Origin of the sequence: Curtobacterium sp. PhB136, assembly GCF_004346855.1 — a bacterium.
In the GTDB taxonomy this organism is placed as follows: Bacteria; Actinomycetota; Actinomycetes; order Actinomycetales; family Microbacteriaceae; genus Curtobacterium.
The window spans coordinates 334,248-348,648 of record NZ_SMGH01000006.1 but is presented as its reverse complement, the minus strand read 5'-3'; the positions used below and the strand labels follow the sequence as shown (position 1 = coordinate 348,648).

The window sequence follows — 14,401 nt, the reverse complement described above, 5'->3', positions numbered from 1 at the left end:
GCTCGTGCTCGGAGGCCCGGGTGCGCCAGGATGGGGACATGACCGACCAGCGGATCGCCGTCGTCGTCCTCGCCGCCGGGCAGGGCACGCGCATGAAGTCGTCCACCCCGAAGGTGCTACACCGGCTCGCCGGCCTGCCCCTCATCGCCCACGTGCTGCGCACCGCCGAGTCGCTCGAGCCCGCGCACATCGCCGTGGTCGTGCGGCACGAGCGTGAACTGGTCGCGGCAGAGGTCACGGAGCGCATGCCCGACGCCATCGTCGTGGACCAGGACGACGTCCCCGGCACCGGGCGCGCGGTCGAAGTCGCGGTGGCAGCGCTGCCCGCCGACTTCGACGGCGCGGTCGTGGTGCTCTCGGGCGACGTGCCGCTCGTCGAAGCCGAGTCGCTCCGTCGCCTCGTCGACGTGCACCACGCCGGCGCGAACGCCGCCACCTTCGTCAGCGCGATCGCTCCGGACCCGACCGGCCTCGGGCGCATCCTGCGCGACGAGCACGGCGGGTTCGCCGGGGTCGTCGAGCACAAGGACGCCACCGACGAACAGCGCGCGATCACGGAGACGAACGCCGGGATCTACGCCTTCGACCTCGCACACCTCCGCACGGTGCTTCCGTCGCTCACCACGGCGAACGTGCAGGGCGAGAAGTACATCACCGATGCACCGGCCCTCATCGCGTCGCGCGGGGGGCGCGTCGACGTCGTCACCTTCGACGACCCCTGGCTCCTCGCCGGCATCAACGACCGCGCGCAGCTCGCGGACGCCGCCCGCGTGCTGAACGACCGCATCGTCCGCCGTCACCAGCTCGCCGGCGTCACCGTGCAGGACCCGACGTCGACCTGGATCGACCTCGACGTCTCGATCGAACCCGACGCCGAGATCCTGCCCGACACGCAGCTCATCGGCGCGACGGCGATCGCGTCGGGGGCGGTCGTCGGACCCGGCACGACCCTCCGCGACACCGAGGTGGGCGTGGGTGCCACCGTGAACCGCACCGACGCCACCCTCGCGGTCATCGGCGACGGCGCTTCCGTCGGACCGTTCGCGTACCTCCGCCCGGGCACGATCCTCGGCGACGGCGGCAAGATCGGCACCTTCGTCGAGACCAAGAACGCGAAGATCGGCCGGGGCAGCAAGGTGCCGCACCTGTCCTACATCGGTGACGCCGAGGTGGGAGAGGACTCGAACATCGGGGCCAACACCATCACTGCGAACTACGACGGCGTCGACAAGCACCGGACCGAGGTCGGGTCGAACGTCCGCACCGGTTCGCACAACGTCTTCGTCGCCCCGGTTAGGATTGGCGACGGGGCGTACACCGGCGCAGGCACCACCGTCCGCAAGGACGTGCCGGCCGGGTCGCTCGCGATCAGCTACGCCCCACAGCGCAACACCGACGACTGGGTCGAAGAACACCGACCCGGCACGCCGGCGGCCGAGGCAGCTCGGCGTGCGCGAGGCGAATGACACCTTCTCGACGGCGATCCGCCGCCACAAGAGGGCCCGGCGACGGGTCCTGGACACACGGCCCCTCGGGGTCAGGGAGTGAGTACGGCACTTGTCCGGAATCAAAACGACCGGCCAGAAACGACTCGTCCTCGTCTCGGGGCGGGCACATCCGGCTCTCTCCGCGGAGATCGCAGAGGAACTCGGCGTCGACCTGGTCCCCACCGATGCCCGGACCTTCGCGAACGGCGAGCTCTACGTCCGCTTCGACGAGTCGGTCCGCGGCTGTGACGCCTTCGTCATCCAGTCGCACACCGCACCGATCAACGAGTGGCTCATGGAGCAGCTCATCATCGTCGATGCCCTGAAGCGTGCCTCGGCGAAGCGCATCACCGTCGTCGCGCCGTTCTACCCCTACGCCCGGCAGGACAAGAAGGGCCGCGGTCGTGAGCCGATCTCGGCGCGACTCGTCGCCGACCTGTTCAAGGCCGCCGGCGCGCACCGGATCATGAGCGTCGACCTGCACGCCGCGCAGATCCAGGGCTTCTTCGACGGCCCGGTCGACCACCTCTTCGCGATGCCGGTGCTCCTCGAGCGCTTCAAGCAGATCCTCGACCCGTCGACGCTCACCGTCGTCTCGCCGGACATGGGGCGCGTCCGCGTCGCTGACATCTGGTCCGAGAAGCTCGGTGCGCCGCTCGCGATCATCCACAAGCGCCGCGACCCGCTCGTCCCGAACCAGGTCAGCGTGCACGAGATCGTCGGTGACGTCTCCGGCCGCTGGTGCCTGCTCGTCGACGACCTCATCGACACCGGCCGCACCATCGCCAAGGCAGCAGAGGCCCTCAAGGCCGCCGGCGCGATCGGTGTCGTCGTCGCCGCGACCCACGCCGTGTTCTCCGACCCCGCCACCGAGCTCCTGCAGAGTGAGTTCATCGACCGAGTCGTCGTCACGGACACGCTCCCGGTGCCGGTGGAGAAGCGCTGGGACCGCCTCGAGATCCTGCCGATCGCGCCGCTCCTCGCCCGCGCCATCCACGAGGTCTTCGACGACGGCTCGGTCACCTCGATGTTCGACGGCGCCGCCTGACGGCTCCCGTGCCACACCCTGCGCGTGACGCCCTCGCCGCCCGACTCCGGGCGGCGGGGAGCGTCTTCGCCGAGGACGAAGCCGATCTCCTCCTGGCCGCCGGCGACGGCGACCCCGCCCGGCTGCGCACCCTGGTCCAGCGTCGACTCGCGGGGGAACCGCTCGAGTACGTCCTGGGCTGGGCCGCGTTCGACGGGCACCGCATCCGTGTGACGTCGGGCGTCTTCGTCCCGCGTGCCCGGACCGCGGTCGTCGTCGAACAGGCCGCTCGGCTCCTGCACCGCTACGACCGGGTGGTCGACCTGTGCTGCGGTGCGGGTGCCATCGCCGTCGCGCTCCTCGAGCGCGTCGGAGCGCTCGACCTCGTCGCGTCCGACATCGACCCGGATGCCGTCGACATCGCCGCGGAGAACATCGGCGACCGCGGGATCGTGGTGCGCGGCGACCTCTTCGCGCCGCTGCCGGACCGGTTCCGCGGGGCCGTCGACGTCATCGCGGTGAACGCCCCGTACGTGCCGACGGACGCCATCGCCACGATGCCGGTCGAAGCACGCGACCACGAGCACCGTGTCGCGCTCGACGGTGGCGGGGATGGCCTCGAACTGCACCGCCGGATCGCCCTCGGCGCGGGAGAGTGGCTGCGTGCAGGCGGTTCGGTCGTCATCGAGGTGTCCGAGGCGCAGGCACCGGTGTCCGCTGCGGCCTTCACCGCTGCCGGCTTCACCGCGCGCATCGAGCACGACGACGACGTCGACGGCACCTGCGTCGTGGCCACCCTCCCGGCCTGAGCCGCGCTGCGCCCGCGCGCCCGCGCCGCGCGTCAGCGCGCGGTGAGCGTGACGGTGTCCCAGCCGGTGGCACCGTTCGGCGCCGGCGGTCGCTGGACGCTCGTCTGCACCTCACCGTCGGTGCTCACCGCGCGCACCTGCACCTCGTGCGAGCCCTTCGTGGCGGTCCACCGGTAGACCCACTGCCGCCAGGTGTCGGCGGAGACCGAGTCGGCGAGTTCGGCGTCCTGCCAGTCCTCGGCTCCGACCTTGACCTGCACGGCCTTCACGCCGGTGTGCGGTTGCCAGGCGACGCCGGCGATCGGGACGCGGTCGCCCACCTGCACGGTCGCACCGTTTGCCGGGGTGTCGATGCGGGACTCCAGCTTCACCGGCCCGCGCTCCGACCACCCGCGCGGCGTCCAGTAGCCCTGCGCGTCGGCGAACCGGGTCACCTCCATCTCGGTGACCCACTTCGTCGCCGAGACGTACCCGAAGAGCCCGGGCACGACCATCCGCACCGGGAAGCCGTGCTCCGCCGGCAGCGGGTCGCCGTTCATGCCGACGGCGAGGAGCGCCGCCGTCCCGTCGTCCTGCAGCACGTCGAGGGGGGTACCGGCGGTGAATCCGTCGATGCTCCGGGAGAGCACCATGTCGGCGTCGCCGGTCGGAGAGGCCTTCGCGAGCAGGTGGCGGATCGGGTAGCCGAGCCACAGTGCGTTGCCGATGAGGTCCCCGCCGACCTCGTTCGACACGCAACTCAGCGTCGCCATGTGCTCTTCGAGGGGAAGTGCCAGCAGGTCGTCCCAGGTCAGTTCGATCTCGTGCTCGACGGCGCCGTGGATGCGGAGGCTCCAGTCGGCCGGGTCGATCGAGGGGACGCGGAGCGCAGTGTCGATCCGGTAGAAGTCGGCGTTCGGCGTGACGTAGGGGGTGATCCCGGTGACGTCGAGGGAGGCTCCGGCCGGTACCGCCGGGGACGCCGTCTTCGGCGCGGGGAGGTGTACCGCTCGTCGGATGGCCGCTGCGCGCTGCATCGCGGCCGAGCCGAGTCGTGCTCCGGTACCGACGAGGAGCGCGAGCGCACCGGCGGTGACCGACCACACGATGAACGCCCGGCGTTCCGGCATGGCGGACGCGGCGCGGGTCGGGGTCGCGGCGACGAGTTCCCACCGGCGGAGTCGGGCCATGACGAGCCGCAGCACCACGACCGCTGCGGCGACGCCGATGATGCTCGGAGCGCCGTCGAACTGGCCGGCACCCGATCGTGTGGTCACCGCGAGGAGTGACAGGGCACCACCGGCGGCGAAGACCAGGGCACCGAAGGGTGGCCGGGCGCGCTCGAGGATCCCGGCGCCGGCGGAGATCGCGGTCATCAGGACGGCCATCAGCACGAAGAGCGCGACCTTGTCGCCGGTGCCGAAGAGCGCGACCATGGTGTTCTTCGCGCCGGCCGGGGCGAGGTCGATGACGGCTGAACCGACGGCGACGAGCGGACTGCCGGCACCGCCGAGGACGAGCGCTCCGAGTTCGGCGGCCCCGAGGAACGCGAGCATCGCCACGACACCGGTGACCGCAGCCAGCAGGCGTGGCCGGAGCGACGTTCCGCTGGTGGGCACGTCCTGATCGTAGGTCCGTCGTCCTGTGAACGGTTGGTGCCGTGCGTTCACCCCTCCTCGGTGTCGCCGTGCAGTGCGGCGTGCGAGGATCAGGGTGTGCTGAGCCGACCCGACCGTGTCCCACGGGACGGACGCGCCCGGCACACGTCGTCACCGGCTCGGCGCCTCGCGATCGTGCGCTGGGTCATCGTCGGGGTCTGGGCTGCGCTCCTCGTCGCGCGGATCGTCGTCGTCGCACGGACCCCCGAAGCGGACCTCACGGCGTTCGGCATCGCCGAGGTGATCGTCATCGCGCTCGGGGTGAGCGTGATCCTGGCCGGGGTGCTCCGCATGCAGGGCCTCCGCCGCCGGCGCGAGGACGAGTCGCTCGCGCTGGCCATCCGGCGGATCGACCCCACGGTGTGGCTGGTCCCGGCCGCACCGACGAACGAGCTCCGGACCATGGTCGAGGAAGCGCGGTCCGAGGTCACGCTCGGACACCGCATCACCTGGGCGTTCGGGGCGACCGAGGCGTCCCTGTGGGAACTCGACGAACGGCGGGCGACCCGGCTGCTCGTGATCCGGTGGAGCCGGGTGATGCACGTCGGGCTCGAGGACGTGCCGACACCGTCTGACCGGAACGCCTGCGCGATCGCCATGCACTACGTGCGGGCCGACGACTCGATCGCCGTCGCGACCTTCTACGTCCGGACGGCGCCGGGCTCACGCCGGTTGCTCGGTCGCGGACCGAAGCTCGAACGGCTCCTCGCCGAGCTCGCGCGGGAGCGCATCGTCGCCTGACGGCCTGACGGCCTGACGGCCTGACGGCCTGACGGCCTGACGGCCGGACCGCCTGACGGCCTGACGGCCGACGGCCGCCCGCCTGCGCCCGCCGCCGCCTGCCCGCCGCCGCACCCCGCCAGCACGCAGAACGGGCCCCGCCGCATGGCGAGACCCGTTCCGTGCGGCAGCGAATCAGTGCGTCGACGGCTCCTGCTCGACCTCGCGACGGTCGTCCTCGGACCACAGCGTGTGGAACGTGCCGTCCTTGTCGATCCGCTGGTACGTGTGCGCACCGAAGAAGTCGCGCTGCCCCTGGATCAGCGACGCGGGCAGCCGTTCGGACGCGAGCGAGTCGAAGTACGACAGCGCGGACGAGAACCCGGGCGCGGGGATCCCCGACGCCGCGGCGATGCCGACGATGCGACGCCAGGCGGCTTCGCCCTCGGCCACCGCGTTCGCGAAGTACGGGTCGACCAGCAACGACTCGAGCGACGGGTTCTTGTCGTAGGCCTCGACGATGCGGTTGAGGAACTGTGCACGGATGATGCAGCCACCGCGCCAGATCTTCGCGACGTTGCCGAGGTTGATGCCCCAGCCGTACTCCTTCGCCCCCGCGATGATCAGGTCGAAGCCCTGCGCGTACGCGACGACCTTCGACGCGTAGAGCGCCGCGCGGACGTCGTCGGCGAAGGTGTCCGGTACCTCGGCGATGGACGGACGGTTCGTGATCGACTTCTGGACCGCTGCACGCTGCGACGGCTTCGACGACACCGCGCGGGCGAACACCGCTTCGCCGATGCCGGACACCGGGATGCCGAGCCCGACCGCGTTCTGCACGGTCCACACGCCGGTGCCCTTCGACCCCGCTTCGTCGCGGATGACGTCGACGAGCGGCTTGCCCGAGTCGGCGTCCCGCTGCTTGAGGACCTCCACCGTGATCTCGATCAGGTAGGACTCCAGGTCGCCGCCGTTCCACTCCTGGAACACCGCGACGAGGTCTTCGACCGAGAGGCCCCCGACGCGACGGAGCAGGTCGTAGGACTCGGCGATGAGCTGCATGTCGGCGTACTCGATGCCGTTGTGCACCATCTTCACGAAGTGCCCGGCGCCGTCGGTACCGATGTGGGTCACACAGGGCTCGCCCTCGGCGACCGCGGCGATCGACTTGAGGATCGGGCCGAGGGTCTCCCAGGCTTCCTTCGAGCCGCCCGGCATGATCGACGGGCCCTTCAGTGCGCCCTCTTCACCACCGGAGATGCCGGTGCCGACGAAGTTCAGGCCCTTCTCGCGCAGGTCGTGCTCGCGCCGGATGGTGTCGTGGAAGTTCGCGTTGCCGCCATCGACGATGATGTCGCCTTCTTCGAACTTCTCCGCCAGCTGCGAGATCACCGCGTCGGTGCCCTTGCCGGCCTGCACCATGATGATCGCGGTCCGCGGCTTGGACAGGGACGCGACGAAGCCGTCGATGTCCTCCGACGCGATGAAGCCGGCGTCGCCGTGCTCCTTGAGGAGTTCTTCGGTCCGTGCGTATGTGCGGTTGTAGACCGCGACGGTGTTGCCCTCACGCGACGCGAGGTTGCGTGCGAGGTTCGACCCCATGACGGCGAGACCGATCACGCCGATGTTCGCCTGTTCGTTGCTGTCAGCCACGTCCACTCCTTTGTCCTGACGTTTGCGCCCAACCTACGGTCCCCGGGCTGTGACCGCATCGGTGTTACGGCAACCTGTGGAGACTGTTCACCGAGTTCCATACGGTGGAGGGATGAGCGACCGATCCGTCCGACCGCCCGTGCTCGTGATGGGCGTCTCCGGCTCCGGCAAGTCGACCGTCGGCGAAGCGCTCGCCGCCGCCCTGCAGGACCGGGGCGAGACGTGCGAGTTCGTGGACGCCGACGGGCTGCACCCCACTGCCAACAAGGAGAAGATGCGGCAGGGGATCCCGCTGACCGACGAGGACCGCTGGCCCTGGCTCGATGCCTGCGCAGCGCGGATCGTCGAGGTCGAGGCGAGCGGCAAGCGCTGCGTGATGGCGAACTCGGCGCTGAAGCGGACGTACCGGGACCGGCTCCGTGACAGCGCGCCGGACCTCTTCATCGCTTATCTGGACGGCTCGGAGGAGCTCATCCACGAGCGCCAGTCGCACCGGCACCACGAGTACATGCCGAACTCGCTGCTCGACTCGCAGTTCGCCACGCTCGAGCGCCCCGAGGCCGACGAGGCCGCCGCGTCGATCCCGATCCACGGTTCCGTGGACGAGACCGTCGCGGCGATCCTCGACGTCCTGCCCTGACTGCTACTTCCGGCTGAGCTCGGACAGGCGCGACCGGTACTCCTCGGCGCTGATCTCGCCGCGGGCGAACCGGTCGGCGAGCACCGACCGGGCGTCGGCGAGCGCGCGCCAGCTGCCGCGGCGGAAGACGCCGAAGACCAGGAACACCACCAGGAACACGAAGAAGAAGAACGCGGGGAAGACGAAGAACGGGAACCCGCCGCCGTGCATGTACGGCGCGGCGACGGCGAGTGTGGTGAGCATGAGGGCCTCCTGGGGCGGTTCGGGTGTCGCAGTTGCGACCCTCCAAGGCTCCGGTCTGGAGGCTCGTCACGCGTCCGCCACCCGACCCCACTTCCGCCTGCTCCCGCGGTCGTAGTGCACGTGGTTCTCCACAGCCGACTACGCCCGGGGGAGTAGTCCACAGGTCCGGCTGGCGCCGGATGCCCCCGATCCGTGCCGACCCTAGGCTCGACGCATGACCACCGGCCCCGCACTGTCCGACCGCCTCTGGGCCGGTCGACGACGCTTCGCGCGGGTCGGTCGTGTCCTCCCGGTCGCCCTGGTGCAGATCGTCGGCACCCTCGTGGCATCGCGGTTCTCCGGCGGGTTCGCGGACGGCACCGGGCCCCCGTGGGCACGGCATGTCGATGCCGGGGTCGGCGCGGTGGCGCTCGGTCCGCTGGCGGTGGCGCTCCTCGTCGCCGGCGTCGTCGTCCTGCCGTTCCGGTGGCGGTGGCCCGTCGCGGTGCTGGCGGTGACGCTCGGCACGACGATCGGCTTCGCGCTGGTCGTCAGCCCCCGCGGTCCCTTCGTCGCGGCGCTCACGATGGCACTCGCGAACGCGTGGTTCCGCGGGCACCGCATCCCGGTCTACGTCGCCGCGGGCATAGCCCAGGTGCTCCTGCCGACGGCGGACACCCTGATGGGTCGGGCGCCGTTCCCGACGGTGACCACGATGACGCTGAGCCTGGCGTGGCTCACGGCGACGATCGCGATCACCGAACTGGTCCGTGTCCGGGTCGCCCGTGCCGCCGATGCCCGGAATGCCCGCGCCGCTGCCGAACGCCAGCGTGCGGACGACGAACGCGTGCGGATCGCCCGGGAACTCCACGACTCCGTCGCACACAGCATGTCCCTGATCAACCTGCAGGCCGGGGTCGCACTCCACCTCGGCGCCGCGCTGCCGGAGCAGACGCGGGACTCCCTGACGAGCATCCGCGACACCAGCAGGCAGGCCCTGGTCGAACTCCGCACGATCCTCGGTGTGCTCCGCGCGGTCGACGGCCCGACGGGATCCGAACGCAACCCGACCCCTGGGCTCGATCGGATCCCCGACCTCGTGGCACGGGCCAGTGATGCCGGCGTCGACGTCCGGCTCGATGTCCACGGCGACGTCGGTGTCGTCGGTGGGGTCGTCGACCGCAACGCCTTCCGCATCGTGCAGGAGTCCGTGACGAACGTGATGAAGCACGCGCCCGAGCACTCCGCCGTGGTCCTCGTCGACGTCGGCGCGGACCTCCTCGAGATCAGCGTGACCGATGCACCGGGCACGGCGTCCGGCACGGCGACCGAGCCGGCGCTCCGCCGGACGAGCGCTCCGTCCAGGGAGCACGGAAACGGCATCACCGGCATGCGCGAGCGCGCGGCGGCGGTCGGGGGCAGCCTCGACGCCGGGCCGACAGCGGACGGCGGGTGGCGCGTCGTCGCGCGGTTGCCGATCGGGGAAGCAGGGACCGGATGACCAGTGACACCGCGCCCGCCACCACGCCCGTGCCGGATCCGATCCGGGTCGTCCTCGTCGACGACCAGGGGCTGATCCGCGCCGGCCTCCGGGCGCTCGTCGACGCCGAGCCGGGCATGACGGTCGTCGGCGAGGCACCGGACGGCTCCACGGCCGTCGACGTCGTCGCCCGTGAGCGACCCGACGTGGTGCTCATGGACATCCGGATGCCGGGGACCGACGGTCTCGAAGCCACGCGGCGGATCTCCGCGGACCGGGCGCTCGCGGGTGTCCACGTCATCGTCCTCACGACCTTCGAGGAGGACGACTACGTGTTCGAGGCGATCCGCGGCGGCGCTGCGGGGTTCCTCGTCAAGGACACCGAGCCCGCCGAACTCCTCCGGGCGATCCGCACCGTGGTCGCGGGGGAGTCGCTGCTCTCACCCGGAGCCACCCGGTCCCTGGTGGAGGCCTATGCGACCCACGCCAAGCCCGCGTCGCTGGCTCCCGGACTCGACGTCCTGACGGACCGGGAGCGCGAGGTCATGCGACTCGTCGCCGCCGGGCTGACGAACGCCGAGATCGCCGAGCGGCTCTTCGTCAGCCCGGCCACGACGAAGACCCACGTGTCCCGCGCGATGATCAAGCTCGGCGCCAGGGACCGCGCCCAGCTCGTCGTCTTCGCCTACGAGACCGGCCTCGCCACTCCCGGCTGGAGCGCCTGATGCTCCTCGACTGCAAGGCGCCCCGCGATACCAACCTTGATACGCGATGATCCACCTCACGCTGGACGAAGCGCTCCACATCGCTCGGCGCTCGATCGGTGACGACGTCCTGGTGCGCGATCCCGGACTCCTCGAGGCGGCGCTCGCCCGCGCCGCCGCGACCGTCGGTGGACGGGACGCGTACCCGACGCTCGTCGACAAGGCCGCTGCACTCGTGCACTCCGTCGTCCGGAACCGCTCCCTCGTCGACGGGAACAAGCGACTCGGGTTGATGGTCCTCGTCGTGTTCCTCGGGGTGAACGGCCGGACGCTGACGATGTCGAACGGCGAGTCCTACGGCTTCATCGTCGCGATCGCCGAGGGCCGTCTCGACGACGTACACACGATCGCGGAGCGCCTGGAGGGGTTCGTCTCGGCACCGTGACACGCGGGGACTGCCGGCGTGGCAACAGGTGGCAACGAGCCCGGTGGTTCCCGAGCCGGAGCAGCATGGGCGCATGGCCTTCAGCGGGATCGGCATCGTCGCCGGAGCGGAACTGACGGAAGCGGCACGACGAGCCGGCGCAGACCACGTCGAACCGGCGATCACGGGCAACCTCGCCGTGCACGGCGAAGCGCAGCACAGCGGGGCGCAGCACGGCGGGGCGCAGCACGGCGACCGGTGGCGGAGGAACGAGTTCTACGCGGGACAGCGCTTCCCCTCCTTCGCGCTGTTCGTCCCGCCGGACCTGCCGCTCCTCACCGCGGCGCCCGAGCGCGTCGACGACTACTTCGCCCAGGTGCTCCCGATCGTCGCCTCGGTCGCGGAACCGGGCGCGGTGATCGTCTTCGGCTCGGGCACCGCACGGACCGCCCCGGACGGGATGCCCGTCGCGGTGGCACGCGCGCGCTTCGCCCGGGTCGTCCGGTCGGCGCGGGACACCGCCGCGGAGCACGACCTCCGGATCGTCCTCGAGCCGCTGAACCGCAGCGAGACGAACCTCGTCCACACCATCGCCGAGGCGGTGGCGTTCCTCGACGAGCACGACCTCGGGGACGTCGACGTCGTCGCGGACCTCTTCCACGTCCAAGCGGAGTCGGAGTCCCTCGACGTGGTGCGCGACCTGGCCGCGCGGATCGGTCACGTGCACGTCTCCGACCACGACCGCGAGCCCCCGGGGGACTCCGCATCGGCGTGGCCGTGGCCGGCGTTCCTCGCGGCGGTGCACGAGGGCGGCTACCGCGGCCTGGTCTCCCTGGAGTGCCGCTGGGACGGGGACCCGGAGCCGCGGATGGCGGCGGCCCTGGCCCTCGTCCGCGCTGCGACCGAGCACCGCGCGGCGCCGGAGCACCCGGCAACGACGGAGCAGCGCGCCTAGAGCTTGAACGTCGCCTTCGGGATGTCGGACACGATCCGGCGTGCCGTGCGGACGGCGTCCTCCTCGGAGACCTGGTGCGTGACGACGAGCCCGGCCAGGTACGCGGCGTCGGCACGCCGGGCCATGTCGTGCCGCGCGGGGATGGAGCAGTACGCGCGGGTGTCGTCGATGAACCCGGAGGTCTTCGTGAACGACGCCGAGTCGGTGACGGCGCCGCGGTAGCGTCCGATCGCGGCCGGGGTGTCGATGAACCACCACGGCGCGCCCGCGTAGACGGCGGGGTAGAACCCGGCGAGGGGACCGATCTCCCGGGAGAACACGGTCTCGTCGACGGTGAAGAGCACGAGGTGGAAGCCGGGTGCGGTGCCGAACGCCTCGAGGAGCGGACGCAGGGGTTCGGTGAACGCGCCGACGGCGGGCAGGTCGTGCCCGGTGTCGGGTCCGAAGCGCTCCAGGGTCGGAGTGTGGTGGTTCCGGATCACCCCGGGGTGCAGCTGCATGACGAGTCCGTCGTCGACGCTCATCTCGGCCCAGCGGAAGAGCATGTCGTGCCGGTACGCGGTGGCGTCCGCCGTGGTGACGGACGACGGGTCGCGGAGCGCCGCGGTGTGGATCCGTTCGCGCTCGGCGGCGGGCAGCGGGGCGGAACCGGCGTCGAGCACCCCGGTGTCGGTGGCCGTGGCGCCGTGCTGGATGAAGTGCTGGCGACGTGCGCGCAGTGCTGCCAGGAGCCCGTGGTGGGAACCGGTGTCGATGCCGGCGGCCTCGCCGATCGACGTGACCACGTGCCTCCAGTCCGGTCGCGACGGATCGAAGACGGCGTCCGCGCGGAACGTGGGGACCACCCGGCCGGTGAACGACGGGTCGGCGGCGAGCCGCGCGTGCGCGGCGAGGTCCGCCGTCGGGGCGTCGGTGGTGGCGAGGACCTCGATGCCGAAGGAGTCGAAGAGGGCGCGCGGCCGGAACGAGGGCTCGCGGAGCGCTGCGGCGATGCGGTCGTACTGCGCGTCGGCGTTCGCGGCGGACGGTTCCTGGTCGAGGCCGAACACGTCGTGCAGTTCGGTCTCGAACCAGTACCGGACCGGGGTTCCGAGGAAGTCGTCCCAGTGCGACGCGAGCTGGTGCCAGATCGACCGCCCGCTCGGGGTCGCCTGCGGGTCGCGGCCGAGCGCGTCGAGCGGCACCCCGTTCGCGTGGAGGAGCCGGAGCACGTAGTGGTCGGGCGTGATGAGGAGCGCTGCGGGGTCCGGGAACGGCTCGTCGGCGGCGATCATCGACGCGTCGACGTGGCCGTGGGGGGAGATGATCGGGGCGTCCTTGACCGCGTCGTAGACGCTCCGCGCGATCGTGCGCGTCGCCGGGTCGGCGGGGAACAGCCGGTCGGGGTGCGGGGCGAGCACGGTGGCGGTCGGGGTGTGCTGGGTCATCGTCAACTCCTCAGGGAACGCGCGCGGCGGCGCGATGGGCGGGCGCGCAACGGCGCGATGGAAGGCGCGCGGCGGCGCGGTCAGGACGCACGCGGACGCGCGGAAGGCGCGGGTCCGGTGGACTCGCGGACGGTCAGGTGGGTGGGCAGCGCGACGGCTCCGCGCATGCGTTCGCCGGGCAGCTGCTCGGCGGGGATGGCGCCGAGCCGACCGAGCAGCATCGTGATCGCGACCCGGCCGGCGCGCTCGATCGGCGACGTCATCGTGGTGAGCGGCGGGTTGCAGAAGTCGGCGCCGAAGATGTCGTCGCAGCCGACGATGCTGATGTCCTCGGGGACGCGGATGCCGCGTTCCCGGAGCCGGCCGAGCATCCCGATGGCGATGAGGTCGTTGAAGGCGATGCACGCGGTGGCGCCGGCGTTGACGGCGGCGTCCGCGGCGGCGGCACCGGAGTCGACGAACGGCGCGTGCGGGCCGATCCGGGCGACCCGCACGTCGAGGCGTTTCGCGACCTGCACGAGCGCCTTCCAGCGGCGCTCGTTCGACCACGAGCTGTCCGGGCCGGCGACGTAGAGGACGTCGCGGTGCCCGAGCGACACGAGGTGCTGCACGGCCTGCTCGACCCCGCCGGGGGTGTCGATCAGCACGGAGGGCACGCCGGCCGGGCGGCGGTTGACGACGACGAGCGGGATCCGTTCGGCGTACCGGGCGATCTGCGTGTCGGAGAGGCGGGACGCGGTGAGCACCACGCCGTCGGCCTTCGCGGCGACGGCGCTGAGCGCGGCGGTCTCGGCGTCGGCGGACTCCTCGGTGTCGACGAGCAGCTGCGTCCACCCGGCGGCGGCCAGCTGGTGCTGCGTGCCGCGGATGACGTCGAAGTAGAACGGGTTCGTGATGTCGGAGACGAGCACGGCGACCGCGCGGGTCCGCCCGGACGTCAGGGCACGGGCCTGCGAGTTCGGGACGTAGCCGAGTTCGCGTGCGGCTTCCTGGATGCGCTGCTGCGTGGCACGGTTCACGCGATCCGGCATCGAGAGCGCACGGGAGACCGTGGACGGGGCGACTCCGGTGGCGTCGGCCACGTCACGGATCGTGACCCGGCGGGACGTGTCGATCTCGGTCACACGCGGCCTCCTTGACGGGTGGACAGTGCGGAGCGGCGGTGCTCCGATGTCGGAAACGTATTCGGATCTGGCAACAAGTGGCAACCGGTTGC

General features: G+C 71.6%; 14 protein-coding genes. 9 read left to right on the top strand and 5 right to left on the bottom strand.

The annotated features are described in order from the left end of the window. The first annotated feature begins 38 nt into the window (after window positions 1–38). From glmU to EDF27_RS11110, 3 genes are all read left to right on the top strand, one after another. Window positions 39–1,466 carry a bifunctional UDP-N-acetylglucosamine diphosphorylase/glucosamine-1-phosphate N-acetyltransferase GlmU gene (glmU, locus tag EDF27_RS11120; RefSeq protein ID WP_123703206.1) on the top strand — a complete coding sequence of 476 codons (1,428 nt, stop codon included), beginning with the start codon at window positions 39–41 and terminating at the stop codon, window positions 1,464–1,466. Between the two features lie 91 nt (window positions 1,467–1,557). Next, entirely contained in the window at window positions 1,558–2,535 is a 978-nt protein-coding gene (locus EDF27_RS11115) for a ribose-phosphate diphosphokinase (RefSeq protein WP_123654232.1), read from the top strand. Window positions 2,536–2,543: 8 nt separating this feature from the next. Continuing rightward, on the top strand, window positions 2,544–3,323 hold the full coding sequence (locus EDF27_RS11110; RefSeq protein ID WP_132048813.1) for a putative protein N(5)-glutamine methyltransferase: 780 nt from the start codon (window positions 2,544–2,546) through the stop codon (window positions 3,321–3,323). 32 nt (window positions 3,324–3,355) lie between these two features. Here the strand turns inward: EDF27_RS11110 and EDF27_RS11105 are convergent, their stop codons facing one another. Continuing rightward, entirely contained in the window at window positions 3,356–4,921 is a 1,566-nt protein-coding gene (locus EDF27_RS11105; protein WP_347812799.1) for a molybdopterin-dependent oxidoreductase, read from the bottom strand. A gap of 96 nt (window positions 4,922–5,017) precedes the next feature. On the opposite strand from EDF27_RS11105, the gene EDF27_RS11100 reads away from it, so the two are divergent. Beyond that, on the top strand, window positions 5,018–5,701 hold the full coding sequence (locus tag EDF27_RS11100) for a hypothetical protein (RefSeq protein WP_123654230.1): 684 nt from the start codon (window positions 5,018–5,020) through the stop codon (window positions 5,699–5,701). 174 nt (window positions 5,702–5,875) lie between these two features. Here the strand turns inward: EDF27_RS11100 and gndA are convergent, their stop codons facing one another. Continuing rightward, window positions 5,876–7,333: an NADP-dependent phosphogluconate dehydrogenase gene (gene gndA / locus EDF27_RS11095; protein ID WP_132048811.1), complete on the bottom strand. Its 1,458-nt coding sequence runs from the start codon at window positions 7,331–7,333 to the stop codon at window positions 5,876–5,878. Between the two features lie 112 nt (window positions 7,334–7,445). Here gndA and EDF27_RS11090 point away from each other — a divergent pair, with 112 nt between their 5' ends. After that, complete coding sequence (locus EDF27_RS11090; RefSeq protein WP_132048809.1) at window positions 7,446–7,973, top strand: gluconokinase; 528 nt, start codon at window positions 7,446–7,448, stop codon at window positions 7,971–7,973. A gap of 3 nt (window positions 7,974–7,976) precedes the next feature. On the opposite strand, the gene EDF27_RS11085 is transcribed toward EDF27_RS11090, so the two are convergent. Next, window positions 7,977–8,216 (bottom strand): SHOCT domain-containing protein, encoded by a 240-nt coding sequence (locus EDF27_RS11085; RefSeq protein ID WP_207909611.1) that lies wholly within the window; start codon window positions 8,214–8,216, stop codon window positions 7,977–7,979. Between the two features lie 214 nt (window positions 8,217–8,430). Here EDF27_RS11085 and EDF27_RS11080 point away from each other — a divergent pair, with 214 nt between their 5' ends. From EDF27_RS11080 to EDF27_RS11065, 4 genes are all read left to right on the top strand, one after another. Beyond that, window positions 8,431–9,696, top strand: coding sequence for a histidine kinase (locus tag EDF27_RS11080; protein WP_132048807.1), 1,266 nt, complete (start codon window positions 8,431–8,433; stop codon window positions 9,694–9,696). Next, on the top strand, window positions 9,693–10,400 hold the full coding sequence (locus tag EDF27_RS11075) for a response regulator transcription factor (RefSeq protein WP_132048805.1): 708 nt from the start codon (window positions 9,693–9,695) through the stop codon (window positions 10,398–10,400). Before EDF27_RS11080 ends, EDF27_RS11075 begins: the two co-directional genes overlap by 4 nt. Window positions 10,401–10,446: 46 nt before the next feature. Continuing rightward, window positions 10,447–10,824 carry a type II toxin-antitoxin system death-on-curing family toxin gene (locus tag EDF27_RS11070; protein WP_132048803.1) on the top strand — a complete coding sequence of 126 codons (378 nt, stop codon included), beginning with the start codon at window positions 10,447–10,449 and terminating at the stop codon, window positions 10,822–10,824. Window positions 10,825–10,897: 73 nt separating this feature from the next. Next, window positions 10,898–11,758, top strand: coding sequence for a sugar phosphate isomerase/epimerase family protein (locus EDF27_RS11065; protein WP_132048801.1), 861 nt, complete (start codon window positions 10,898–10,900; stop codon window positions 11,756–11,758). Here the strand turns inward: EDF27_RS11065 and uxaC are convergent. Further along, window positions 11,755–13,185, bottom strand: coding sequence for a glucuronate isomerase (gene uxaC / locus EDF27_RS11060; RefSeq protein WP_132048799.1), 1,431 nt, complete (start codon window positions 13,183–13,185; stop codon window positions 11,755–11,757). The genes EDF27_RS11065 and uxaC overlap by 4 nt on opposite strands. A gap of 80 nt (window positions 13,186–13,265) precedes the next feature. After that, the gene (locus EDF27_RS11055) at window positions 13,266–14,309 is read right to left on the bottom strand and encodes a LacI family DNA-binding transcriptional regulator (RefSeq protein WP_123654221.1); all 1,044 of its coding nucleotides are present in this window, start codon (window positions 14,307–14,309) and stop codon (window positions 13,266–13,268) included. Between the last annotated feature and the right edge of the window lie 92 nt (window positions 14,310–14,401).